This window comes from Sorangium sp. So ce1335 (assembly GCF_051521615.1).
In the GTDB taxonomy this organism is placed as follows: domain Bacteria; phylum Myxococcota_A; class Polyangia; order Polyangiales; family Polyangiaceae; genus Sorangium.
On the sequence record NZ_CP150363.1, the window covers coordinates 8,742,535 to 8,765,152 of the forward strand.

Annotated in this window: 23 protein-coding genes, 1 tRNA gene and 1 pseudogene; 17 read left to right on the forward strand and 8 right to left on the reverse strand. The window is 71.3% G+C overall.

Features of this window, described 5'->3' with window-relative positions; translation table 11 throughout:
- Nucleotides 1–271: 271 nt before the first annotated feature.
- Both hutH and WMF24_RS32300 read left to right on the forward strand, forming a co-directional pair.
- The gene (hutH, locus tag WMF24_RS32295; protein ID WP_437731274.1) at nt 272–1,873 is read left to right on the forward strand and encodes a histidine ammonia-lyase; all 1,602 of its coding nucleotides are present in this window, start codon (nt 272–274) and stop codon (nt 1,871–1,873) included.
- Nucleotides 1,874–2,022: 149 nt separating this feature from the next.
- A complete protein-coding gene (locus WMF24_RS32300) occupies nt 2,023–2,328 on the forward strand; it encodes a hypothetical protein (RefSeq protein ID WP_437731275.1) in 306 nt (101 codons plus the stop codon).
- A gap of 324 nt (nt 2,329–2,652) precedes the next feature.
- Here the strand turns inward: WMF24_RS32300 and WMF24_RS32305 are convergent, their stop codons facing one another.
- Nucleotides 2,653–2,853, reverse strand: coding sequence for a hypothetical protein (locus WMF24_RS32305; RefSeq protein WP_437731276.1), 201 nt, complete (start codon nt 2,851–2,853; stop codon nt 2,653–2,655).
- A 760-nt stretch (nt 2,854–3,613) separates the two neighbouring features.
- Here WMF24_RS32305 and WMF24_RS32310 point away from each other — a divergent pair.
- The 10 genes from WMF24_RS32310 (at nt 3,614) to WMF24_RS32355 (ending at nt 12,555) form a co-directional block, all read left to right on the forward strand.
- Complete coding sequence (locus WMF24_RS32310) at nt 3,614–3,925, forward strand: hypothetical protein (protein ID WP_437731277.1); 312 nt, start codon at nt 3,614–3,616, stop codon at nt 3,923–3,925.
- Between the two features lie 321 nt (nt 3,926–4,246).
- A complete protein-coding gene (locus WMF24_RS32315) occupies nt 4,247–4,621 on the forward strand; it encodes a helix-turn-helix domain-containing protein (RefSeq protein ID WP_437731278.1) in 375 nt (124 codons plus the stop codon).
- Nucleotides 4,622–4,659: 38 nt separating this feature from the next.
- Nucleotides 4,660–4,977 carry a hypothetical protein gene (locus WMF24_RS32320; protein WP_437731279.1) on the forward strand — a complete coding sequence of 106 codons (318 nt, stop codon included), beginning with the start codon at nt 4,660–4,662 and terminating at the stop codon, nt 4,975–4,977.
- Complete coding sequence (locus tag WMF24_RS32325) at nt 4,974–5,567, forward strand: hypothetical protein (protein WP_437731280.1); 594 nt, start codon at nt 4,974–4,976, stop codon at nt 5,565–5,567. Before WMF24_RS32320 ends, WMF24_RS32325 begins: the two co-directional genes overlap by 4 nt.
- Nucleotides 5,564–6,031, forward strand: coding sequence for an ERCC4 domain-containing protein (locus WMF24_RS32330; RefSeq protein WP_437731281.1), 468 nt, complete (start codon nt 5,564–5,566; stop codon nt 6,029–6,031). The genes WMF24_RS32325 and WMF24_RS32330 overlap by 4 nt, the downstream gene beginning before the upstream one ends.
- Nucleotides 6,028–7,938, forward strand: coding sequence for a hypothetical protein (locus tag WMF24_RS32335; RefSeq protein ID WP_437731282.1), 1,911 nt, complete (start codon nt 6,028–6,030; stop codon nt 7,936–7,938). Before WMF24_RS32330 ends, WMF24_RS32335 begins: the two co-directional genes overlap by 4 nt.
- A 78-nt stretch (nt 7,939–8,016) precedes the next feature.
- Entirely contained in the window at nt 8,017–8,883 is an 867-nt protein-coding gene (locus WMF24_RS32340; protein ID WP_437731283.1) for a hypothetical protein, read from the forward strand.
- A gap of 1,576 nt (nt 8,884–10,459) precedes the next feature.
- A complete protein-coding gene (locus WMF24_RS32345; protein ID WP_437731284.1) occupies nt 10,460–10,663 on the forward strand; it encodes a hypothetical protein in 204 nt (67 codons plus the stop codon).
- A 202-nt stretch (nt 10,664–10,865) separates the two neighbouring features.
- Complete coding sequence (locus WMF24_RS32350; protein WP_437731285.1) at nt 10,866–11,258, forward strand: hypothetical protein; 393 nt, start codon at nt 10,866–10,868, stop codon at nt 11,256–11,258.
- A gap of 4 nt (nt 11,259–11,262) precedes the next feature.
- Nucleotides 11,263–12,555 (forward strand): hypothetical protein, encoded by a 1,293-nt coding sequence (locus WMF24_RS32355; protein ID WP_437731286.1) that lies wholly within the window; start codon nt 11,263–11,265, stop codon nt 12,553–12,555.
- 112 nt (nt 12,556–12,667) lie between these two features.
- On the opposite strand, the gene WMF24_RS32360 is transcribed toward WMF24_RS32355, so the two are convergent.
- The 3 genes from WMF24_RS32360 to WMF24_RS32370 form a co-directional block, all read right to left on the reverse strand.
- A complete protein-coding gene (locus WMF24_RS32360; RefSeq protein ID WP_437731287.1) occupies nt 12,668–13,354 on the reverse strand; it encodes an RNA polymerase sigma factor in 687 nt (228 codons plus the stop codon).
- Nucleotides 13,267–13,899, reverse strand: a complete 633-nt coding sequence (locus WMF24_RS32365; RefSeq protein WP_437731288.1) for a hypothetical protein — start codon at nt 13,897–13,899, stop codon at nt 13,267–13,269. Before WMF24_RS32365 ends, WMF24_RS32360 begins: the two co-directional genes overlap by 88 nt.
- A 93-nt stretch (nt 13,900–13,992) precedes the next feature.
- Complete coding sequence (locus WMF24_RS32370; protein ID WP_437731289.1) at nt 13,993–14,124, reverse strand: hypothetical protein; 132 nt, start codon at nt 14,122–14,124, stop codon at nt 13,993–13,995.
- Nucleotides 14,125–14,635: 511 nt separating this feature from the next.
- Here WMF24_RS32370 and WMF24_RS32375 point away from each other — a divergent pair.
- The 5 genes and pseudogenes from WMF24_RS32375 to WMF24_RS32395 form a co-directional block, all read left to right on the forward strand.
- Nucleotides 14,636–15,337 (forward strand): hypothetical protein, encoded by a 702-nt coding sequence (locus tag WMF24_RS32375; RefSeq protein WP_437731290.1) that lies wholly within the window; start codon nt 14,636–14,638, stop codon nt 15,335–15,337.
- Between the two features lie 205 nt (nt 15,338–15,542).
- Nucleotides 15,543–15,794, forward strand: a complete 252-nt coding sequence (locus tag WMF24_RS32380; protein ID WP_437731291.1) for a hypothetical protein — start codon at nt 15,543–15,545, stop codon at nt 15,792–15,794.
- 83 nt (nt 15,795–15,877) lie between these two features.
- Nucleotides 15,878–17,305, forward strand: a complete 1,428-nt coding sequence (locus WMF24_RS32385) for a hypothetical protein (RefSeq protein WP_437731292.1) — start codon at nt 15,878–15,880, stop codon at nt 17,303–17,305.
- Between the two features lie 2 nt (nt 17,306–17,307).
- Nucleotides 17,308–17,697 carry a hypothetical protein gene (locus WMF24_RS32390; protein WP_437731293.1) on the forward strand — a complete coding sequence of 130 codons (390 nt, stop codon included), beginning with the start codon at nt 17,308–17,310 and terminating at the stop codon, nt 17,695–17,697.
- A 582-nt stretch (nt 17,698–18,279) separates the two neighbouring features.
- A pseudogene (locus WMF24_RS32395) lies at nt 18,280–18,837 on the forward strand (tyrosine-type recombinase/integrase); the annotation flags it as partial.
- Nucleotides 18,838–19,055: 218 nt separating this feature from the next.
- Here the strand turns inward: WMF24_RS32395 and WMF24_RS32400 are convergent.
- The 4 genes from WMF24_RS32400 to WMF24_RS32415 form a co-directional block, all read right to left on the reverse strand.
- Nucleotides 19,056–19,138 (reverse strand) — tRNA-Leu (locus tag WMF24_RS32400).
- Nucleotides 19,139–19,420: 282 nt separating this feature from the next.
- A complete protein-coding gene (locus WMF24_RS32405; RefSeq protein ID WP_437731294.1) occupies nt 19,421–19,543 on the reverse strand; it encodes a hypothetical protein in 123 nt (40 codons plus the stop codon).
- An 831-nt stretch (nt 19,544–20,374) separates the two neighbouring features.
- Entirely contained in the window at nt 20,375–21,196 is an 822-nt protein-coding gene (locus WMF24_RS32410) for an ExeA family protein (protein ID WP_437731295.1), read from the reverse strand.
- Nucleotides 21,183–22,574 (reverse strand): DDE-type integrase/transposase/recombinase, encoded by a 1,392-nt coding sequence (locus WMF24_RS32415; protein WP_437731296.1) that lies wholly within the window; start codon nt 22,572–22,574, stop codon nt 21,183–21,185. Before WMF24_RS32415 ends, WMF24_RS32410 begins: the two co-directional genes overlap by 14 nt.
- Nucleotides 22,575–22,618: the final 44 nt, after the last annotated feature.

Genomic DNA, 22,618 nt, shown 5'->3' on the forward strand with positions numbered 1-22,618 from the left:
CCGGCGGAGGATAGGCGGATCCGATCCCCGCCGGGCACCGGATTCTTCCGTTGCGGCCGGGAGCTTCCCGCCGGAGCACGTTTCCGCGCTCCCCAGGGCAGCGCTGCCGGGGGGCTGGTACCGCCGTGCCGGGCGACCGTGCCGGGCGGCCGTGCCGGGCGACCGTGCCGGGCGGCCGTGCCGGGCGGCCGTGCCGGGCGGCCGGACGGCGCCGATCGAGGCTGCGCGGGCGGCTTTTCCCGGGGCATCCGCCGCTCTAGCGTGGGCCCTCGTGACCCTTTCGACGCCGCACGCCGCCGCTGTGTCTCCGCTGCTCCTGGGCCGCCCGCTCTCGCTCGCCGATCTCGAGGACGTCGCGCGCCGCGGCCGCCCGGTGGCGATCTGCGCCGAGGCGCGCGAGCGCGCCGCGGCCTCGCGCCGCGCGATCGACGCGATCGCGGCGGCGGGCGACGCGGCGCCCGCGGTGTACGGCATCAACACCGGCTTCGGCGCGCTCGCGGAGACGCGCATCGCCGATCACGAGATCCGGGCGCTCCAGCGGAACCTCGTGCGGAGCCACGCGTGCGGCGTCGGGCCCGACCTCGGCGACGCCGAGGTGCGCGCGATGATCGTCCTGCGCGCGCAGGTGATCGCGCTCGGGCACTCGGGGGTGCGCACCGAGGTGCTCGACCTGCTCGCCGAGCTGCTCAACCGCGGCGTGTGCCCGCGCATCCCCGCGCAGGGCTCCGTCGGCGCGTCGGGCGATCTGGCGCCGCTCGCGCACCTCGCGCTGACGCTCATCGGCGAGGGCGAGGCGCGCTTCGAGGGGCAGCTCATGCCGAGCGCGGTGGCGCTCGGCAAGGCCGGCCTCGCGCCGATCGAGCTCGCCGCGAAGGAGGGGCTCGCGCTCATCAACGGGACCCAGTACATGACCGCGCTCGGCGCGCTGGCGCTGCGGGACGCGGCCGCGCTCTGCACGGCCGCGGACGTCGCCGGCGCGGTGAGCCTGGAGGCGCTCATGGGCTCGAAGCGCCCGTTCGACGAGCGGCTGATGCGCGTGCGCCCGCACCCGGGCCAGGCCACCACGGCCGGCAACCTGCGCGCGCTGCTCGCCGGCAGCGAGATCATGCAGAGCCACGCGGACTGCCCGCGGGTGCAAGACGCCTACTCGCTCCGCTGCATGCCCCAGGTGCACGGCGCGACGCGCGACGCGATCGCCTGGGCCGCCGAGGTGCTGACGCGCGAGGTGAACAGCGTCACGGATAACCCGACGGTGTTCCTCGGGACGGGCGGAGAGGGCGGCGGGGGCGGAGAGGGCGGCGCCGAGCTGATCTCGGGCGGCAACTTCCACGGGCAGCCGGTGGCGCTCGCCCTGGATCTCGCCGCGATGGCGGCGGCCGAGCTCGCGAACATCAGCGAGCGGCGGGTGGAGCAGCTCGTGAACCCGGCGCTCTCGACGGGCCTGACCCCGTTCCTCGCGCCGCGCAGCGGGCTGCACTCGGGGTTCATGATCGCCCAGGTCGCGAGCGCCTCGCTCGTCAGCGAGAACAAGGTGCTCTGCCACCCGGCGAGCGTGGACTCGATCCCCTCGAGCGCCGGCCGCGAGGACCACGTGAGCATGGGCAGCATCAGCGCCCGCAAGCTCGCCCAGGTGATCGAGAACGTCCGCAGCTCGCTGGCGATCGAGCTGATCACCGCGGCCCAGGGGGTGGACCAGCGGCGCCCGCTCCGCCCGAGCGCCGGCGTCGCCGCCGCCCACGCCGCCGTCCGCCGCGTGGTGCCGGAGCTCGCCGAGGACCGACCCCTCTACCGCGACATCGCGGCGGCAGCCGAGCTCATCCGGGCCGGGGCGCTGATCGCGGCCGTGGAGGAGGCGGTGGGGCCGCTCAACTGATTTTTTCTGTTTGCGTAAGTACAACGGAGACGATCCTGTGGAAATCTGATGCGAGTTATCGGAATGCGAATGCTCCATTGCGCGGCGAGTTGCTGTACATTGGCGCAGTGCCCATTCCGGTCAGCACCCCGCCGTTTCCATTCGATGCCGTGCGAGATCTGCTTGGGGTGGTTCGGGCGATCTACGCGGCGGCGAAGGACGGGGGGGCGTCGCGGGAGGATCTCGCCCGGATCGCGCGGGTGGGCCGGGAGCTGAGCCGGGCGCTGGACCTGGCGGGGTCGCCGCAGCAGGGGGCGTCGGGCCAGGCGGCGGCGTGGAAGGTGACGGACAAGGCGATGCTCCAGGTGAACGACCTCGTCGACCCGCTCACGCCGGCGGCGCCGCTGCTGCTGGCGGCGCGGAGCCGCGTGACGGGGAGCCGGCTGGCCGTGCGGAGCAAGCCGCAGGCGCGGTAGCCCCCGGGAGGGCGGCAGCCCCCGGAGGGGCGCGCGGGGCGGGGGGCGCGGGAGGAGCGCTGAGCGGAGGGGAGCGGCGTCGGCAGGGGGCCGGCAGGAGGGACGGGCGGGAAGCCCGAGCTGATCTCTGCGCCTCAAACATCGGCCCATCCCCCACACCGCGCAGCGAACAGCCCCGCCGGGGGCCTACCGTGGTGCCGAGAGACATGGACGCATGGAGCGCCACGGAGAACAGGCCGCGTCCACGAGAGGGCCCGGTTGAGCCGACGAGCGAGGCAGCTTCGGCCCGCTCCCTTCGATGGGGTTGTTACAGGAGCTGAAATTTCAGCTACGGCCGAAGAACCGGCGGCCGCGCGAGCGCTCGGCATCGCGCCGGATGCCCTGCATCACGACGCGGATCAACTCGCGGGAGTAAGCGCGCTTGTCGTGGCGCTTGTGCTCGGGGAGCCTGACGCCCAGAGCGTGCGCAAGCCGTTCTACGTTCTCTACCTTGGCCTCACGCAAACAGTCGATGTCCAGATCCATGAATCGTGGCGCTCCCATTAATCGAGTCCACCTGGTTTGTCGAGCCCGGCGGACATGAAACGAGCAGCACACGGCCTCCCCCTTCAGACCGCGACAGGAGGCCATCGGCCATGACGGCGGCGCGACGTCTCGGGCAAGGCAGGGCGGCGTCGCGAGGGGGAGAGAACGAGGGGCAGAGAACGACACCGCCCCCGCTCGAAGTGGGCAAGCTGCTCAGGGCGCTGCCGCCGTGAGAGGGAGGAGGGCCCGGTAACCGCAGATGCGGGGACGCGCTCCACCACCGCGGGCGGTGTGAGACGCCGGGGGCACAGGCAGAGCGCGTAGCTGATGCGGGGCCGGGCGATCGCCCCCGGCAAGGAGAGAGGTGTGCGAGGCGCGCAGCGCGAAGCGCGGACCTTGTAGACGCCCGTGAGCCGGCCGGGCGGAGCGGTGGCCGGTGCCTCGGCACCTGCTGGCCGAAGCTCAGCCCACCCGGTAGCTCGCGGCAGCCTCCGGGGTGAAGCTCAGATCCCCCCGGGGGGAGGAGGGAGATCGACACGCCGCATCACGAGGTAGCCCCGGCCGGACTCGAACCGGCACGCCCGTACGGGCCGCGGATTTTAAAGCCGGGCGGACAGATCCGCCAAGACGCGAAGCGGCGCTAACGGCCGGAAAACCGGGGGGCGATGGCGACCAGGGGCGACCCGGAGGGACCGCTGCCGCCCGTTCCGGCGACCCGTCCGCCCTTTCGGTCGAGCCGGGCGACGAGGCGCCGAGCACCTTGACATCGCCGCGGGGAGCGGATGACGGGTCGAGCGTCGCCGCGCCCGACCTGGCCGTCAACGTCGTGGCGGCGCCGGCGCTCCCGTCGGCGGGAGCGGCCGTGCTGACGACCGAGGCCGCCCTGCTGGCGCAGCTCGGGGAGAGCATCCGCCTCGCCGCCGCCCTCGGAGACCTCGACACCGTGCGCGCGCTCCACGCGACGCTCGCGAGGGTGCTCGGGCAGTCGCCGAGCTCGCACGAGGCGAGCGGCGTTCGAGCTGTCGGACCGACGCGCCAGCCGGCGCGGAGGGGCGAGCGGTCGAACTCCTAAGCACACGAAGGGGCGCCCGAACGAATGCTAAATGCATTAGCGGGGGATGCGTCATGTTGCGGGACATGCAGCAGTTGACGCAGACACAGAGGGTTTTGGTACTCGCTGGCTTGTCGGGCGCAGACCCGCGCACGGTACGAACGTTCCTGAAAAAGGGGAATGTCCGCCCGGCGCTCAGGGAGCGAATCGAGCTCGCACAGCGACAACTGGCGCAGTTGCAGAGCTCTCCGGTTCCGGTGGTGAAGGCCTGAGAAGGAAGCGGCGCCGCCGGTTGATGTCGAGTCACCCGGGGCGCCGCAAGGTGGACGAACGATGGGAAGGATGCCTGACAGTGCCCCCCTGAGCAAGGGAGAGGCCGTCATCAACACCGCGATCGCCGCGATCTTCGACGGCGTGCGGCAGCTCGTGAAGGCCGAGCTCCAGGCCGCCAAGGGGGATGGCGACCCGTGGGTTAGCCAGGAGGACAGCCCTCTTGGCCGGCGCGAGCACTGCAAGCTGGCCCGTATTGGGGCGTTCCCGGCCTGGAAGGTGGGGAAGCGCTGGCTCGTCCGGCGGAGCGAGCTGGACACCTACATCGAAGCGCACGGCGCCAAGCCGAAGCCGCCAGAGGCTGTCCCGGCCGACGACCCGAACGAGCCGACCGCCGATGCGGTGCTGCACGAGCTCGGCCTCGAGCGCGTGGGGGGGCGACGATGAGCCGGGCGCGAGCAGCTGATCCCGACGTGCCCCGGTATATGGCTGGGGCCGCGGAGCTGCCGGCGCAGCTCCGGAGCGCCTATCGGAAGCTCGCAGAGCTCGTTCCGAGCGGCGGCGTCGGGGTGGTCATCGCTCACGACGCAGATCTCGTGGTTCTGGAGCTGCACGCGGTGTCCCGCGCTCGGGCCGTCGAGATCTGCGGCGAGCTCGAAGCGTCGCGCATCGCCGCGCGCCTCCGCAGGGAGCCGCCGCCCGCCGGCTTCCTCTACGTGCTTCTGATGGTCCCGAGCTACGGCGTGACCATCGCGGCGATCGAGCAGCCGAGCTTCACGAACGCGCCCGGGGGTGAAGCATGACCAGCGCCGCGACCTACCAGCCGCCGCGGCAGTACCTCGCTCCGAGGCAGGCACCGGCACGCCCGGCGCCGCGTTGCGAGCGGTGCGTCTATCTGAAAGGCCTCCTGACCGAGCAGCGGCGCGCCCTGCATGAGCTCACAGCAGGGCTCGCCGTCTTTCTCGCCGCGCGGAACGCGGCGCGCATCCGCCGGCGGCGGGCCGCAGAGCCGCTCTACGACTACGAGGCCGAGGCCGACGTGCTCGGCGCCATGCTGCGCGGCGCGTGCCCACTGCCGCCGGCGCTCTTCGCCGCGCCGTGGCACCATGAGCTCGCCTTGGCCGTCGCCACGGGGGAGCTCGCTCCGGAGCTCATGCTCCCCGAGATGCGCGGCTATCGCCGCGGTTTGATGCTGAGGACGTGCACGCCTGAGCGCCTGGACGTGGCGATGGACGAACTCGTCGCGCTTGCCCGATGCCGGCGCGCCCTCCGCGCCGCAGAAGCGGCGGTGAGGGCTCTCCGCCGGCCCGGCGGACGAGACGCCGCGCGAGAGGAGCTCCGTCGCGCCCTGGCGCTGCTGGAGCAGCCCGAACCGATCGAGGTGACCCCGTGATCGCCCCCCTCGCCGATCTCGTGGTCGTGGTCGACACGCGCGAGCAGCGTCCGTGGCGCTTCCCCGATGACGTGGCGACCGTGCGCGCCGCCCTCCCCGCTGAGGACTACTCGGTCCAGGGCCTCGAGACGCGCGTCGCGATCGAGCGCAAGGAGCTCGGGGACTTCGTGAACGCGTGCACGCACGAGCGGGCCCGCTTCATCCAGGAGCTCGAGCGACTCAAGGCGTACGACCTCAAGGCCATCGTGGTCGAGGCTTCGGTGCTCGATGTCGCCGCGCACGCGTACCGCTCACGCGCGCTGCCACAGTCGAGCCTCGGCTCCGCAGTCGCGTTCCACATCGCCTACGGCGTTCCGGTCATCTGGGCGGGCGACCGCCATGAAGAAGCCGCGCGCATCGCCCTCGCGATGCTGTTCCGGTTTGCCCGGAAGGCTCGGGAGACCGAGCCGATGGAGGCAGCGTGACCCCTCCGCAGGCCGCAGAAGCCGACATCGAGCGCGAGGCGATCGCGTTTGAGCTGTCGCCCATCGCCGCGGTGCTGGTCGAGATCGAGGCACGGCCCCGGGAGAAGCGAAGCGCGGCCGCGCTCGCGTCTCACGTGCTCACCCTCGCCGCCGGGCTCTCCGAGCGCTCGCCCGAATGGGCCGAGCTGTACGAGGGTCTCAAGGCACGCGGCGTGGGCGTCAACAGCTGGAAGAAGGCCGTCCGGGTCTTCCGCAAGTCCTCGAGGAGAGCGCCGGCGAACGACGGCGGAGCAGCGGCACTTGATGACCGCCTCGAGATCGTCGTGTCGACCGAGGAGCACGAGGTCAACGACGCGGCGGTACAGGCGCTTACGAGCGTCGCCGGTGTCTACCAGCGCGGCTGGATGCTGGTCGACACCGTGCGGGAGCAGGCGACGATCCCGTGGCTCGCCCGCGCAGAGGGCGCGCTCCGCATCCGACCAATCCCGCAACCGCGCCTCCGAGAGCTGCTGACGGTCGCGGCGCGGTGGGTCCGGCCGAGCACCGATCGCGAGACGGGCGAGACGACCATGACCCCCGCGCATCCGCCCGACTGGAGCGTCCGCGCTGTGTCCGAGCGCGGCGAGTGGGAAGGGATGCCCCGGCTCACCGCCATCACCGAGTGCCCCGTGTTGCGCCACGATGGCAGCTTGATCGAGGTGCCCGGGTATGACGCGCGCAGCGGCATTCTCCACGCGCCGTCGCTCGACTTCCCCGCCATCCCGCACAGGCCCACGAGAGAGCACGCGCGCGCAGCGGCCGATCGGCTGCTCGACGTGGTGAGCGACTTCCCCTTCGAGACCGAGGTGCACCGCGCCGCCTGGCTCGCGTCGCTCCTGACGCCGCTCGCACGGTTCGCGTTCGCGGGGCCCGCGCCGATGTTCGTCATCTCGGGCAACGTGCGCGGCGTCGGGAAGACGCTGCTCGCGAGGCTCGTCGGGGAGATCGTCACGGGCCGGCCCATGGCCACCATGGCCCAGGTCGACAACGAAGAGGAGGAGCGGAAGCGGATCACGTGCATCGCTCTCGAGGGCGATCCGCTCGTCCTGGTCGACAACATCACCCGCCCCCTCGGCAGCGGGACCCTGGACAAGGCGCTGACCGATGTGGTCTGGGGAGAGCGGCTCCTCGGCAGCAACACCCGACCGCAGCTCCCCATGCTCGCGACGTGGTACGGCACGGGCAACAACGTGGCTTTCAGGGGCGACACCGCGCGCCGCTGCTGCGTCATCCGCATCGACAGCCCCCTCGAGAAACCAGAGACGCGCGACGACGTGCGCCGGCCAAACCTGATCGCCTACGTCCGAGAGCACCGCGCCGAGCTCGTCTCCGCCGCCCTGACCATCCTCCGCGCGTGGGCCGCGACAGGCGCGCACGTGCATACCTTGCAGCCGCGGATGCAGTCGTGGGGCTCGTTCGATGAGTGGTCGCGTGTCGTGCGCGGCGCGATCGTGTGGCTCGGGCTGCCGGACCCCGGCGAGGCGCGCGGCTCCGCCGACGATGAGGACGACCCGGAGGCGGCGGCGATCGAGCAGCTCGTCGCCGGCTGGGCGAAGGCCTGCGCGGACATCTCCCCGGAGCGCCAAGCGTGCACCGTCGCTCAGGTGCTCGACGCTCTTCAGCAGGACGATGCGGACCGAGCCGCCATGCGCATGCAGCACGCGCCGAAGCCGGCGAAGTGGCCGGTGCTCCGCGCTGCCCTGGCCGAGCTCGTCTCTGGCGTCCCGGCGGGCAAGCTGCCGAACGTGAAGCAGGTGGGCTACCTGCTGCGCCGGTACAGGAACCGCAACGTCGGCGGGCGCAAGCTGCACGCTTGGAAGAGCGGCGGCGCTTTCGTGTGGGCCGTCGTCCCGACGAGGCGATCGTAAGGGGCGTAGAGTGCCACCGGTTCCCGGTGCAGGCGTCAAGATGACGCCTGGTGACGCGGTTCCTGGTATCCTGGTTGCATGGGGGACGAGAACCCGACACGTTGCGAGCGGTGTGACATGCGGGCGCCGGCGGGGAAGAAGCACTGCGCGGCGTGCGCTCAGGCGCTCGGCGTGGAGGCCGACGGGGGCCGGTCAGGGCCGGCAAGGCAGCCGCTCGGCTGCCGGCAGTATCTGGCGCTCGCGCTGCTCGGCGGGCTCGTCGCTTGGACGATCGCCGTCCTCGTCATCAAGAACGAGCAGCGCCCCGTCGCCCGGCCGTCTACTGTCGCCGCGCAGCCCAAGCCCGCTCACCCGGCCGACCTCGAGGCCGATGACGTCGTGCGCGTGCTGCGTGCGCTGTACCCGATCGGGCAGGCCGTGGGCGGCGCCGACTGGGACTGGTCGACCTGCCACGACAAGACGGTGGGGTTCGACGCTCTGCTCTCCTGCGCCAAGGAGGCGCACACGAAGATCCGCGCGCAACAGGCGAAGATGCCCACCGGCACCATCGCATCGAGCGCCTGCGGGAAGGACATCGAGCAGGCCCACCGGGCGTACATCGACGGCCAGGAGCGCTACCACGCCGACGTCGTTGCGTGGCTTGAGCAGCACCGGGCGGCGCTCACGCCAGCGCTGCGCCGGCGGTCACTTCCGGATGGCGCCTGCGACGCGGCCCGGAAGGCGTGCGACGCCATGCCCATTGACGTGGCGAGCAAGTACGGCGCCGAGCACGGCGCGAGCTACGCGCGGGTGAACACGATCGAGTGCACCAAGCAACTCTTCGTCTGCGGCTCCACCGACAACGTCTGCTACATCGGCAAGGTCGCTGATCGGCTCGGACTAGGCTCGGACGGAACCCCGCGCGACGGGCTCCTCGTCCGCAGCACCGGACGGCGTCTCCGGTAGTGGGACTGAGCCGGTACGGAACCAAGGCCCCCACCTGCCGCTGCCACGGTACGCGCCGCGGGTGCTGCTCTCACCGCCGCGGTCTCGGTGGCTGTGAGCCGCTGCCGATGGGAATCTCTTGCCCGTAGCCGACGTGCGGGAGCGCGGCGCCGATCCGGTCCGGGGCACATGGGGCATATGGGGGTGATGCTCCCGGAGTCTCTTCAGGCGCGATCTGTTTTTTTCTCGATGGCACGTGAGCCAGCACACGCGAGAAAAATCCTGATCTCGCCCGCGAGGTCTAAGGAACCATGTGCCCCATGTACCCCATGTGCCCCGCGACGAGGAGCAGGGCGAGCCCCCGGGGCGCACCTACCTCTCCCACATCCCCCTTGAACAGTATCCGGGGGGTCTGAGGCCCCGGGGGCTCGTCTCGCCTGCGCGGGGGGTTCGGGCCGGGGATGCGGAAACACTTTCGGCGATAACGCGATGGGGGGCCGGGTGAGGTCGCGCGGCTCGGTGGAGCTCGAGCGATGGGTGGCGGCGCGGGGTGGCGTGCGCGCGGCGGCGCGGGAGCTCGGCCTGGCGCCTGCGACGGTGCATCGCTGGATCGCGGGCAAGCAGCCTCCGCCGGGGGTGGCGATCTCGGGCCGGCCTGGAAACAGGCACGCATGGGCGTCTCCGCGGAGGCGTGGGACGTCGCGTGTCTCCGGGAACGCCTCCGGCGGTGCCTGCCGCGGCGCCGGCGCCGACGCCGGCGTCCGCTGCGGCCGGGCCGCTCGCGCTCGCGAGCGGGGGGCCTCGGGCGTCGCCCTTAACGCCGGGGGCGCGGCGTCCGGCGGCGGGTGGCCGGCGCCGGGTGTCGAGGGGCTGCGGCTGGCGATCGCCAACCTGATCACACGCGGGGAGTGAACAGGGCGGGCGTCGGTGCTGAGCCTCGCGAAAGCGTCGGACCTGACGGCGGACGATGTTGTCGGCCTGGTCGTCGACGCCGCGGCGCTATGCGCGGAGCAGAGCGGCTCGGCGGACGCCGCGCTCGAGGCGTCGCTCGCGTTCTACGGTAGGATCCGCGACAAGGCGGCAGACTCGAACAACTGGAAAACGGCGCTCTCTGCGCAGGCGGCGATCGATCGGCTGGCGATCGCCTCGGGGCGGGGGCGTCGAGGGCGGCCGGCGCGGCGCGCGGTGCGGCCGTCGCGGCGTCGGAGCTCGCCGCCTCGCCCCAGGAGGGGCCGCCCGCCACAACCCTGGCCGAGCTCCGCGCGCGGCTGTTCAAGCTACCCCGGTGAGCTCCTTGCGCTCGGGCTGGCCGTCGCCCGTGGGAGCTCGCCCCCGACCTGCGGACGAGCAAGGTCGCCTGCTGGACACAGAGGTGCAGGCCATCGCCGCGGCGCTCAAGGCCTCCCCCCGGCCACCGCGTCTGGCTGACGATCTGCCGCGTGCGCTCGGGGCGCAGCGCGCCGGCTGAGAGCTTCGCTGCCACCACGAGATGGCTGACTCCACCGCTGTGCAACATCATGTTGCACGATGCGCAATCGACACGCAGGCTGCGATTCTCCCTAGACCAGAGGCACTCAATTGCTCAAGTTACGAGCCTATGAGCAAGCGTCCAGTTTCGGTGTTCATGGGCGACGCGCTCGAGCGGCGTGTGCACCGGCATCGAGCCCACGGAGACAAGATCCGCTCGTTCTCCGATGTGGCGCGCGAGGCGATGGAGAAAGGCCTCGACGTGATGGATCGCGAGCGCGCGGCGTCCTCCGGGCACCGCGCCGAGGAGATCACGAATCACGCCGCGGCGTGAGGAAGCGAGACATGGTGTCGACCAAGAGCTGCAAGGCGGTCTCGACCGCCAAGAACAAGTCGAGGAAGCGCGACGCGGGCCGCGCAGGGGCGAAGGCGCCGCGGCGCAAGAGGCGTGTCCCGGGGGAGCTCACGACGGGCCCGAGGAAGCCCCGGGGCAGCGGGCGGCCGGCGCGGCCGACCGAACGCGGAGCGGGGCGGTCGTGAGCGCCGCGCAGCGCCGCAGATTTTCACCGCTGGTCGAGGCGCTCCGCCGCGAGCCTCCCAGCGTGCTCGAGGCGCTCCGCAGGGAGCCGCCGCGCGTGGCCGAGATGCTCCGCCGGGAGCCCGCCGGCCGACCCTCCTTCTCGCGTGCTGAGCGCCGCGAAAGGCCGGCTCTCCCTACCTCGCCTCGATCCGTCCTCGCGGATGAGGATCTCGACGCCCGCATTGACGCCCGCGCCAAGCGCCCCTCGCCGCCGGTCACCGATGCGGAGCTCGACGAGCGCATGGGCATCCCGTCGCGTGCGACTCGGGCGCTTTCCCGGACCCCGGTGCGGGTCCAAGCCATGACGCCCACCTTTGCCCGGCTGCTCGCCGGGGGATCGGAAGACTGAAGAGATGAAGAAGCTGATCAACGTGGTTCGGCAGGCGCTCGGGCGCTCCGAGGCGCAGGGGAGCGCCGCGGCGCCGGCGACGACCGGCGCGCCGGTGGACATCGAGCACGCGCGCGTAGGGCTGACCGCGGCGGAGCGCGACACGGCAGAGACGGGCGCGCGCCTGGCCGAGCGCGAGACGGTGCTCGCGACCGCGGAGGCGTCGTTCGACGTAGACCCGAGCGACGCGAACGGCGCCGCCGTGATCACCGCGCGGAACGCTCGTGACCTGGCCAAGCTCCAGGCGGACCGGGCCGGCCGGCGCGAGCAGCAGGCCCGCGCTGCCCTCGCCCAGGCCGAGCACGAGGCGCAGCGCGCGCGACTCGAGGCGGAGCTCGGCCGAGCCGAGCGACGCCACCATGCGGTCCTCGAGGCCGAGCGGCGGGCCCGCGCTGCTCGCCTCGCCGCGCATCCGGCCCAGGCTATCCTCGAGGCGATCCGGTCCGCCGAGGAGCGCCAGCGCCAGGCAACCGCGGAGCACGACGAGACCCGCGCCGCCCTCGACGCCAGCGCCGTGGAACTCGCCGCCCTCGAGGCACAGGTGCAGGCCATCGCGCCCGAGCGCGCCGAAGAGCTCCGGGCACGCGCCGAGGATCGCACGAGCGAGGTGCGGGACGCCCTGGCGGGGCGCGCTTCCCTCGCCGCCGCGAAGGCGAGGATCCTCCCGAGCGTCGATCTGATCCTCGCTGCCGAGGCCCTGATCCGCCGCTATCTCGCCGAGATCTCAGGCGTCGTGGATGAGGCCCGCGAAGACGCGAGAGGGGCGCGGGCGCTCGGCGCGAGCGACATCAAGCCGTTGGACGACTTCCACAAGACGATCCACGTATTCCACGGCCAGTTCATGGCGTTGCCAGAGCAGGCGAAACAGTGGAACGATCACCTGCGTGACCTCGAGTATCGCTGCGGCATGGGCGCGCCGCGTGGCGCCACGTCGTCCGAAAGGGGCTACCGGTTCAACATGCACATGCCGTCGCAGGCTCGTCTCGAGGGCGTCGTGCCGAGCACGAGAGAGACCATTCAGGCCATCCTGGACAGCGCGACCGAGACGGATGCGCAGGCAGCCCTCGACGCCATCATCACGCGTATCAGGGCGGAGAATGCGGAGCGGGAGAGACGCACGCTGCCCACGCAGAGCACCGCAGGCCAGACGCCCGACGATCGGCCACCGGGGCATCGCGGCACGCGGGAGATCATGGGCGACTACCTGCCTTGCATCGGTGGTATCATCGCCCCGGGCTTCGGACGCCGCGCGAGCTGAAAGCACAGGGCAGCTATCTCCTGGGCCCTACCCTCGCCGCCATCGACGGACGAGCGGCTCGGCTGCGCGAACGGCTGGATTGCGCTGGTCCAGTTTCTCTGAGCGTCGACGCTCACCGTCGCTGCGGCCGAAGCGCCCTTGTCAGCGCGTCGATTCCGCGAGCGCGCCACTTGTAGGCCGTGCTCCGCGGGACGTCTTGCTGCTCGGCGATGTCGTCCATCGGGATCTCGAAGACGTCGTGAGCCATGATCACGGCGCTCTCGTGCTCGGGCAGCCGTCGCATGGCTTCGAGGAAGGCGGCGCGCATCTCCTGGCGCTCGATCGCCTGTTCCGGCGTCGGCGCCTCATGCTCTGGGCCCGGCGGCTCCGCAACGACCTCCTCGCGCCGCACCCGAGCGGACTCGAGGTGATGGGCGATCCGGTGATAGACCAGCCGCCGGAGCCAGAACGCCAGCGCGCGCGACGGCTCCACATCCGGGTCGGGGCGATAGCGATCCTGCTCCGAGGCCTCCCAAGCCGCGAGAAGCACGTCTTGTGCGAGGTCCTTGACGTCCTCTCTCGTCGCCTTCCCGTGGAGGGCGCGGGCGATGAGGCCGCGGACGAGCCGCACCTGGCCGACGAGCTCCGCCGGGGTCAACCGCTTGGCGGCATAGCTCCGCTCGCGAACGACGATCGCGACGAGGAAGAAGACGAGCTGAGCAAGCGTGAAGGCTAGGGCGTCCGGCGCCATATGGCCACCCCCTGGACAGGAATGATCGTCACGTATAGCGCAATCAGCATCGACTGCGCGAGCTCCCAAGTCGTGAAGACGCCGAAGCGGTAGGGGCCGGCGAGCATCGACAGCTCTGTGATGATGATCAGGCCCGTCGCGACGTGGTGCACCGTCGCGCGCTCCCGGCTCGCGAACCACCGGAGCAGGAACCCGATCGACACGCACAGCGCCGAGAGCTGCAAGGCGAGGTAGGCCTTGCCGAGGAGCTCACCGCGGAACGTGGGGTAGCCGGCGACGAGGACCGCGACCGCCACGACGTAGACGGCGAGCACGCCCCACGGGCGCCGCCGGCCGAAGATCCACACCGCGAGCGCCGCCACCCCGGCGATCCAGCCGACGAAGAGCGCGCTCTCGACGTGGCCGGCGACGCGAACCCAACCCGTGAACGGGGCGCCGCCGAGCTCGGCGCGCGCTGGCTGCAAGACGTTAAGCCGGATGACCCGGCGCACGACGTCGGACGCGAGCCCGTACCCGAGGAGCCACGCGATCGGGCGGTGCTCGGGGCGATGCCGCGCGACCAGCCAGGCGAGGACCGCCGACAGGACGGCGAGGCCGTACAGCGTGGGGATCACCCCGCCGACGGTACGCCGCGCGTCGTGATGGGCCAAAAACCCCGTCCCTCGGGTCGAGGAGCACGGGCGCCGTCCAGGCGCGGAGGCGCGCTCCTACGGCTGCCGGCGCTGCCGGCGCGGCCGCTGGAGGACCCGCGGGAGCACTGCGGTCCCGAGGCCGACGAAGACGAGGATGTGCTGGAGGATGCGGGCGAGGTTCAGCGGGTCCGGCGGTTCGATCGGCATGGCCGGAGGGTACCAGCGTCGGCACGCTGACGTCGTCCGCTTTCTTGGCCCGGCGGGTTCACCTGTGGCACGCGCGCGTGCGCGCGATGATAGCGCCCGGTGTCAAGAGGAAATTTACGCCAGAGCGAGGGGCCCCTGCTGCGAGATCGCCTCGACGGCACCGCCGGTGGTCGGCCGGCCGAGCTACGCGCGGGAGGCTACCAGGATTTCCGCCCGGTTGATGACGATTTCGTGAGACAAGCGCATGCCCGTCCGTAAGCGATGCTCGGGAGCGAGGGACCGGCGGGCGGTCACGTTGGCGAGCACGAGGCGCACCCCGTCGACCTCGCCGCGCGGGGGTCCAGGAGAGCCAGCCCCGCGTGCAGCGCGTCCGGAAGCGTCGCTCGTTCCGACCGGCGCGACGAGCTGTAGGGCACCGGAGGGCCCGCGAGCACCACGGGACGATCGGGCCCCTTAACCCGGGCGGCGCGTCGTCGGCCTCCCTCCGGTTTCGCTGATAGGATCGGCCCTCATGCCGGTCACATCTACGTCCGTCGCTCTCACTGCTATCTCGAAGTTTGCCCAGCTCGCCAAGTTGATCAACCAGGCACGCGAGAAACGCACGTCCGAGTATCTAGTTGCCTGGGACTCCCAGAAGGAGGATTGGCTGCTGGAAGTCGCGGTAGCCGCCAAGGAGCAAAAGGAACACTTAGAAGCAATCCAGTGCAAACTCGACGCGATCGATGCCCTATTATCTGACCCACAATTTCACCGCATCTTTGACAACTACAGCTTCGAGGCAAGCAGAGAGGCAATCAACGAGAGACGAAGGATGCTCGCGTGCGCAGCAGCCGGCTCAATCGACCCGACAATGAGCGTTGCCGAGATTGCGCGCACGGAGAGGACCATCCGGGAGCTTGACCCTCAGGATGTCCTCGAGTTACACAGGCTCTCCAAGCTACCCAGCCCAACCGCTCCGGGAGTCTCCAACTGGTCTGACGAGCAGAGTCAAGCTCGACTAAATCGATACAATACGCTGATCAAGTCTCCTAGTTTCGACGCACTGCTCGCGTCCGGGTGCGTATATATCGACCATCAAACAGGTTACGCCGGCGCCACCCCGGACGCAGAAGTCACTAGCATGGGGCACCGAGTGCTCCGCATATTGCGAGCATACATCAAACTCAGAGACGAGCCCATCGACACCCAGAGCGACGGAGTTACCGGACAATGAGCTGCGTGAAAAGCGGACAGATATAACGCGCAGCGTCGAACCGCTGCATCTGCCGGGCCTCTCCAAGGCGTGCTCTCGTCGCGAGCGCATGGCCAGGAAATTCATCGCCGAGCGCCGCACACGTTCGCGCCGGGATACAGCTGAATCGACACGCCCCAGGCGCATCAGGGTTGACGGGATGCACGCCGTTGCACAACGTTGTGCAGTGGCGACACTCAACGTCCCGATGAGCGACGAATTGCGCGAAGCGGTGCGCAAGCTGCGGCCCAAGGTCGGCGCGCGCTCCGATGCCGCAGCGGTCCGCATCGCCGTGGCGCGGCTCTGCCGTGAGCACGGAATAGCGGTGCTCGGCTCCGACGAGCATCCCGACCCCGACGACCAGCCCGACAAGCCCGCGGCGCCTGAGCCGGCGCCGTCGAGAGGAAGCAAGCGGCCGGTCCGCAAGCCGGCGAAGTAGGCGAAGAAGAAGAGTGGGCTCGGAAGGTGTTGCAGCACCCGCCGAGCCCTTGATCGAGCCCCTGTCAACCCAGAAGTCGACCCATGAAGCGTGTATCAAAGCGCCCCGTGCGCGCCAAGCATTCGCTCACGTTCATCAACCGCCGCCGCAGCTCGTCCCGACGCCTCGCCGCTCGCCCGGCCTCGTCTGCACCCGCAGCGCCGCCGCGACGGAAGCGCAAGGCGACCACGACCGCCACGCCGCTGCCCGCGGCGCTGTCCGATGCCCTTCGCGACCTCGCCCGCCGGGTCGGCGCGCACCGGGTCGGCAAAGGCAAGCCCGGCACGCCGGAGGCAGAGCGGGACCAGGCCCTTGCGACGGAGGCGGGCCGACTCGGCCAGATACAGCCGCCCCAAGCCGCCACCGAGGACACCGTGAAGCCCGGCGCGGGATGCCAGCGTGCGCCCAGCATCCCGGCCTCGCGCCCGCCGGCAGCGACCCCGCCTGCGGAGGAGCTCCCGGCCAAGGCGCCGCCGCTCAGGGCGCGCGGGCTGCCGCTCGACCATCACGTCCGCGCCCTCGGCATCACGAAGTGGCCGGACGTGCGCGGCCTCGGTAAGGCGACGATCCCCGAGTTCCTCCCGATGCTCTTCCCAGTCGAGCTCGATCCCGCGCACGGCGTGATCCAGGCGATCGAGCGGGACGCGAACACGCTCGAGATCGCCTTGGCCCACGGCGAGCCGAACCCCGACGACTTCGGCATGCAGCTCCACACCATCGCTTCCCGCGCGCAGGTCTGCGTCGAGCTCTACTCCCGCATGCTCGGGCGATTCTCGCCGCGTGAGCGGAGCTTCACCGGAGAGCACGGGGCCGCCCGCATCCACGGGATGCTCGAAGTAATCGCCGATGACGTGGCCATCCCTCAAAGCGCGTTCGGGAGGGCGCTGGGGATCGACGTTGCGACGCTCCGCACGCAGCTCCAGGGTCTGAAGTCCCGCGTCGAGGCGGCGCACCGGCTCTGTCGGCGCTCGGCGCTCGGCGAACGCCGTCCGCCCGGCAGCACACGCGCGCGGCATCCCGAAGGCGGACGAGATGGGGGGCTGGTCATGAACCGCGAGCACGCCACCATCCGCGCCCGGCGGCGCCGCCCTCTCTCGCGGCGCGCCGCGAGCATGCTGCTCTCGCCTCCCCGGCCGGTGCGGCAGCCGAGCTCCGCGCCGGTCGCCTACTACGGGGTGCGGAGCGCGGAGCATGGGCTTCTGGTCATCAAGCGCAGCGGGCATCGCACGGAGCTCCTGCCGGCTCGCGCCGACGACAGCGTGCCGCGGGGCTTCGGGGCGGGCGACTTCGGCGCGTGGCCCTTTGAGCTCGCCTTCGCCCTCGTAGCCGACGCGATCGGGCCGGATGCCGCCCGGCGCTGCGGGTGGTGGTTCTGCATGCTCGTCGCGTCCGCGGTGCCGTCCGATGGCGGGTGGACGTTGAAGCGGACTCAGGTGCGGGCGCATGCGCGCGCCGCGGGGTGGAAGGGCTGACCATGGCGACGAGCACGAGGACGCCCCTCGAGCGCGCCGAGCGCGCCACGCTCCGCGCCTCGCACGAGGCCTTCACCAGCCATGGGAGGCCCGCCGCCCCGCCCGCCGTGGCGCGCTGCCCGCGCTGCCGCGCAACGGGCCGCCCTGGCGCCTCGACGGCGGACGCCGGGACGTGCGCGAGCGGCGCGGTGTGGCGGCGCAAGGCCCTCCGTCGCGAGCCGCCGCGCGCTGCCGAGCTCGATCACGTCGCGGCCGCGCTGTGCTTCCTGCTCGGGCCCGCGGCCGACGTGCCGCTCGACCGCATGCCGCCGGCGGAGCTCGCCACGATGGTGCGTCTGCGGGACCGGATCGACGAAGCGCTCGACGCCGCGCGAGCGGCGGGGAGGAGCTGACCCATGCCGCGGAAGGCGACAGGGAACGTCTACCAGAGCCGCGGGCGGTGGTACGCGCGGGTCAAGCTCGGCCCGAACCTGCGGCCCAACTTCGCGCTGCCCACGTGCACAAGCGAGGAGCAGGCCATCGCGCGGCTCGAGATCTTGGCCGAACTCGCCGCGAAGCTGCGGGGGGCCGAGCACGTCACGGTCGACGTCGCACGCGGGCTCATCGAGCGCGCGGCGCAGCGCGACGGCAAGGCGCTCCAGGCCGTGTGTAGTGCCGTCGACACCCTGTGCAAGGGCGAGGCGCGCCCGCGGGAGCCTGCCGCCGGTGCCGGCCCGGTCGGGGGCACCGTCGAGGCCTTCGGGAAGCAGTGGACGTCGGGCGAGCTCGCGCGCCTCTACCCCGACCACGTGAAGGCGAAGCGCAGCGCAGCCGAGGACGCGTCACGCCTCGAGCGCTACGTGTACCCGATCGTCGGCGCGATCCCCCTCCCGGCCTTCACGCTGGACGACGCGGAGCGGGTCATGCGCTCGCTCCCCCCGCGCTCCGCGGCGACGCGGCGCCACGTCGCCCAGCTGATGCACCGGATGATGGCGATGGCCGTATTCCCCGCCCGGCTCATCGCCGCAAATCCCCTGCCCAAGGGGTTCCTGCCCAAGGTGGGCACCGGCAAGGCGAAGGGTTGGCTCTATCCCGACGAGGACGCGCGCCTTCTCGCCTCCCCTGCCGTTCCGCTCTGCTGGCGCGTGCTGTACGGCTTCCTGGATCGCGAGGGATGCAGGGCCAGCGAGGCCGCGGGGTTGACCTTCGCGGATGTCGACCTCGAGCGCGGGGTGCTGACCCTCGACGTGAACAAGACGGACGAGCCGCGCGCGTGGGCACTCGGCGCCGATGTCGTGCGCGCCCTCCGCGCGTGGCGCGCCCTCCGCGGCGACCCGCCGGCCAACGCGGCGGTGTTCGTGGGCGAGGACGGCGCCGCACTCAACAGCCGCGACGACCACATGGCGGCGCGCTTTCGGGCTCACCTCCAAGCTGCGGGCGTCGCCCGCGCCGAGCTCTTCGAGGCGAGCAAGACGCGGCAGCCGATCCGGGTGCACGACCTCCGCGCGACGTTCATCACCGTCAACTTGGCCAACGGCCGCTCGGAGACCTGGATCGCCGATCGTACGGGCCACAAGTCAAGCCAGATGATCAACCGCTACCGGCGCGCGGCGAGGACGGCGGCCGAGCTTGGGCTTGGGGAACTCGCCCCTCTCGACGCCGCGATCCCCGAGCTCCGCGCCGAAAAGGCGGCGGGAAAGGGCGGCAACGGGGTCGGTGGTGGCGGGAAGCGGCGACCGCGCCGGTCAGTTTCCCCAATGATTCCGCGTAGTAGCCCCGGCCGGACTCGAACCGGCACGCCCGCGAGGGCCGCGGATTTTAAATCCACCGCGTCTGCCATTTCGCCACGGGGCCAAGTGGTTGATTTTATTTGTATTTTTCGTCTTACTGTCCCGCCCCCGCCCTCCTCCGTGCCGTCTCTCGTGGTGCTCCCCCTGCCCCCCAGCTCGGGGAGCGCCTCGGCGAGGGAAGCTAGCTCGCCAAGGCCCAGCTCTGCAAACGTCCTGGCCGCCCGGCGATGCCGTCTGGCTCATGACGGTGCTCCGGTGCCCGGTCCGGTCGGCGACCCAGGTCTCGCTGCGGCCGTTCGCGAGGGCGGCGGTGACGAAGGTCGAGCGGGTGGCGTGCGCGCGCCGGCTAGCGCTCGTCGGAGTCCTCGAAGAGCTCGGGGTGCCCCATGCCGGCGAGCTGGAGGTGGGCGCGGAACCGGCCGGCCGACGCGCTCCGCGTCGTCGAGCGTGAAGGCCGAGACGGGGACACGGCCGGCGCTCGGTACACGTGGCGGTCGAGCCCGTAGACGTTTCGCTCGACGCTGCCAGGTCGGCGACGAGCTCCTTGCGCTGGTCGGCCTGCTGCTCGGTCAGCTTGGGTCGAACGGGAAGCTCTCGCGGTCGTTGTCCCCGACGAGGACGCGGACGTAGAGCCCGTCAGCGGCGTTGCGGAAGAGCGATCCCGTGGGCCTGCGGGGCATGGCGGCTCTCTTCTACCCCGATTCGCGGCCGCGCTCACGCTTGCGGCGGCCCTCGAGCGTGGAGGGACAGCAGGAGGCCTGCCCCACGGAACACCGCGGCCGCGCCGATGTGTATCGAGTTGCGACGAAGCCGCGGGGAGCTCTCAAGGCAGAAGACCGGTTGTCCCGTTGAGGATTCCACTGTTGCACCCCCGGGCAGCCGAGGACGGTTCTCATGCACGGCAGCCGGGCACTGACGAGCGGCACCTTGGTACACTTCTCGTTCACGATCTCAGACCGCAACGCTGGTATGCTCGTAATATGACCTCCTACCGCCGCGCTCGCTCCGCCGCCGAGATCCTCCACTCCGTCCCGCCGCGCGACCGCGCCCGGATGCTCCGGTTTGGTGTTGCCGAGCCGGCTGGCTGATGGCACTGCGCCCCGCCTGAATGATGGCCATCTTGCCGCAGCTCGGTAGGTCTCCCCAGCCGCCGATGCCCATCGCGGGCGTGTCGCGCCGGCGCTGTACGGCGATGGGCATCGTGCCGGCCACGGTCCCTCGCGGCGAGGCGATGGCCATCCTGGATCAGACGCGCCTCGGCCCGCGAGGCCGACGAGCCTCGCGGGCTGTGCGCCGCCGTTCAGCCGAGAGACGAGGCGAGCGTGAGCGTCTCGGCGACGCGGGCCACCGCTTCGCGGTCGACCAGCTTGCGCTTGCGGCGCGCCGATTCCCGCATCGCCGCCGAGGCGAGGCGGTCGATCTCGCGCAGCGAGCCCGACGCGAGCTCATGCAGCGCGGCGAGCGACTCGCGCGAGAAGAGCTCGTGTTCCACACCGGCGCCCTTCAGTCGGAAGGCCACGTACTCCGCCGTGTCCTCCACCGTGGCCGGCTCGATCATGAAGCGGTGGTGGATGCGCGTGAGGAGCGAGCGATGGGAGCGCAGCGCCATGCGGCCCTCGAGCTCCGGGAGGCCAACAAGGACGATCGACAGAAGAGCACGGCTGTCCCACTCGTGATTCAAGAGGATATGCAAGTGCGCCATCATGTCCGGGTGCAGCAGATGGGCCTCGTCGAGCAGAAACACCGGGTGGATCTGATCTCTGCGCAACTCGTGGACATGCCGCTCGACGGCGAGGAACAGGTTCGCGGCGCTCGAGGTCGGCTGCAGGCCGAGCGCGTGGCAGAGATAGCGGTAGAAGTCGCGCCGGCCGAGCGTCGCATTGTGGCAGTAGGTCAGGCGGAATCCGGCCTGGGGTAGCCGATGCCGCAAGGCCCGTAGCACACACGTCTTGCCGACGCCCGGCTCACCGACGAGGAGCACACTGGCACGCTCGAGGAGCGCCGCTTCGAGATCGTCGACGAGCACCTGCTTGGACGTGGGCAACCACAGCTCGGCATCGTCGAGCTCCTTGGAGAAGGGGGCCGTGCGAAGGCCGAAGAAGCCGAGCTCAGAAGATCGCATCGAGGTCCTCCTCCCCATCGGCCTCGTCCGCGCCGGTCGCCAGGGCCGCGTCGCGCGCGCTCTTGACGAGCAGGGCGCCGCCCGGGTCGAAGGCAACAGGCTGCCCCGCGGCCGACGCGCCGCCGCTCGTGGCTCGGCGCGCTGGCCGCTTGACGTGCGCGTTGTGTACCGGGTCGACAGGGCGAAGCGGGATCCGCTGCCCCTCCAGCTCGACGACCGGGGCGAGAGGCTCGTCGAGCACGCAATAGGCGACCGTCACGACACGGCCGGCGAGGTAGCCGTGATCAAGCTCGAAGAGCTGTCCTCGGAGGGCGACGGTCGTGTCGCGGCGCACGCGCCGACGCTGCCGGAGCGTGAGCGCCTCGCGCAGGCGAGCCTCGGAGAGGGCGTCGATCTGGCGCTGCCCGGGCGCGTACACAAGCCCCGGCGCGCGCCCCATCAGCCCGGCGTGCGGCGACGGGTGGTAGTGGACGTCGAGGAAGGCCTGGATGCGAGAGGAGATGTCCTGCAGCGACGTGACCGAGCCCAGGTGGTCGAGCACGTTCTCTCGAAGCGTCCGCCAGAATCGCTCCATCTTACCACGCGCCTGCGGGTCGTAGGGGCGCGCGTGAAGCAGGGTGATCCCGAGGCGCGAGCAGAAGAGGCGCAAGGCGTCGCCACGGTAGGTTGCACCGTTGTCGAGGTAGAGCGCATCGGGGACTCCGTAGAGCCGGAGGGCACGGACGAGCAGCCGCAGCAGGGTGTCTTCCTTCTCGTCGCTCTCGACCGAGAGGATGACGATGAAGCGCGAGGCATCGTCGAGCAGGGCGTGGATCCGCACCGTGACCCTTCGGCCGTCGAGATGAAGTGTCGGGCCGTGACACACGTCACCATGCCAGAGCGCATCAGGGCGCTCGGCTTGCCACTTGAGCCGAGTCGTCGGCCCTTTCCCGTCGCGCTGCGGGATCTTGTCGAGCCCCTCTTGACGGAAGAGGCGACGCACGGTCGACGCGCTGACCGTGGCGCTCAGGCGTCCGTCTGCGCGGAGCGTGCGCAGGATGAGTGGCACCGAAGCGTCCGGGTGCTCCCGGCGGATGTCGCACAGCAGCCTTCTCAGCACCGGGTCGAGCTCGCGGCCGCGCCCGCGGTCGCGACGGGCGCGAGGGCAGAGCCCTTCGAGCCCGCGCTGGCGGTAGGCATAGAGCCAGCGCTCGAGTGTCGGCACCGCGAAGGTGCGTGTACACGAGCTCCCGGGCGGTCGCACGCGCTCCTTCGAGAGGGCGCGTAGCGCTTCGACGAGGTCGCCATGCTCGAGATCGCGAGCGCAGAGCTGCCCGATCATGCCGTGGCGGAAGATGGCGATCTCCTCCGCGTGGTCTCTGGGTTTGAGGATGTCCACGAGCGGTCCTTTCCACGGGTCCGTCTTCGACGACCCATGTGGAC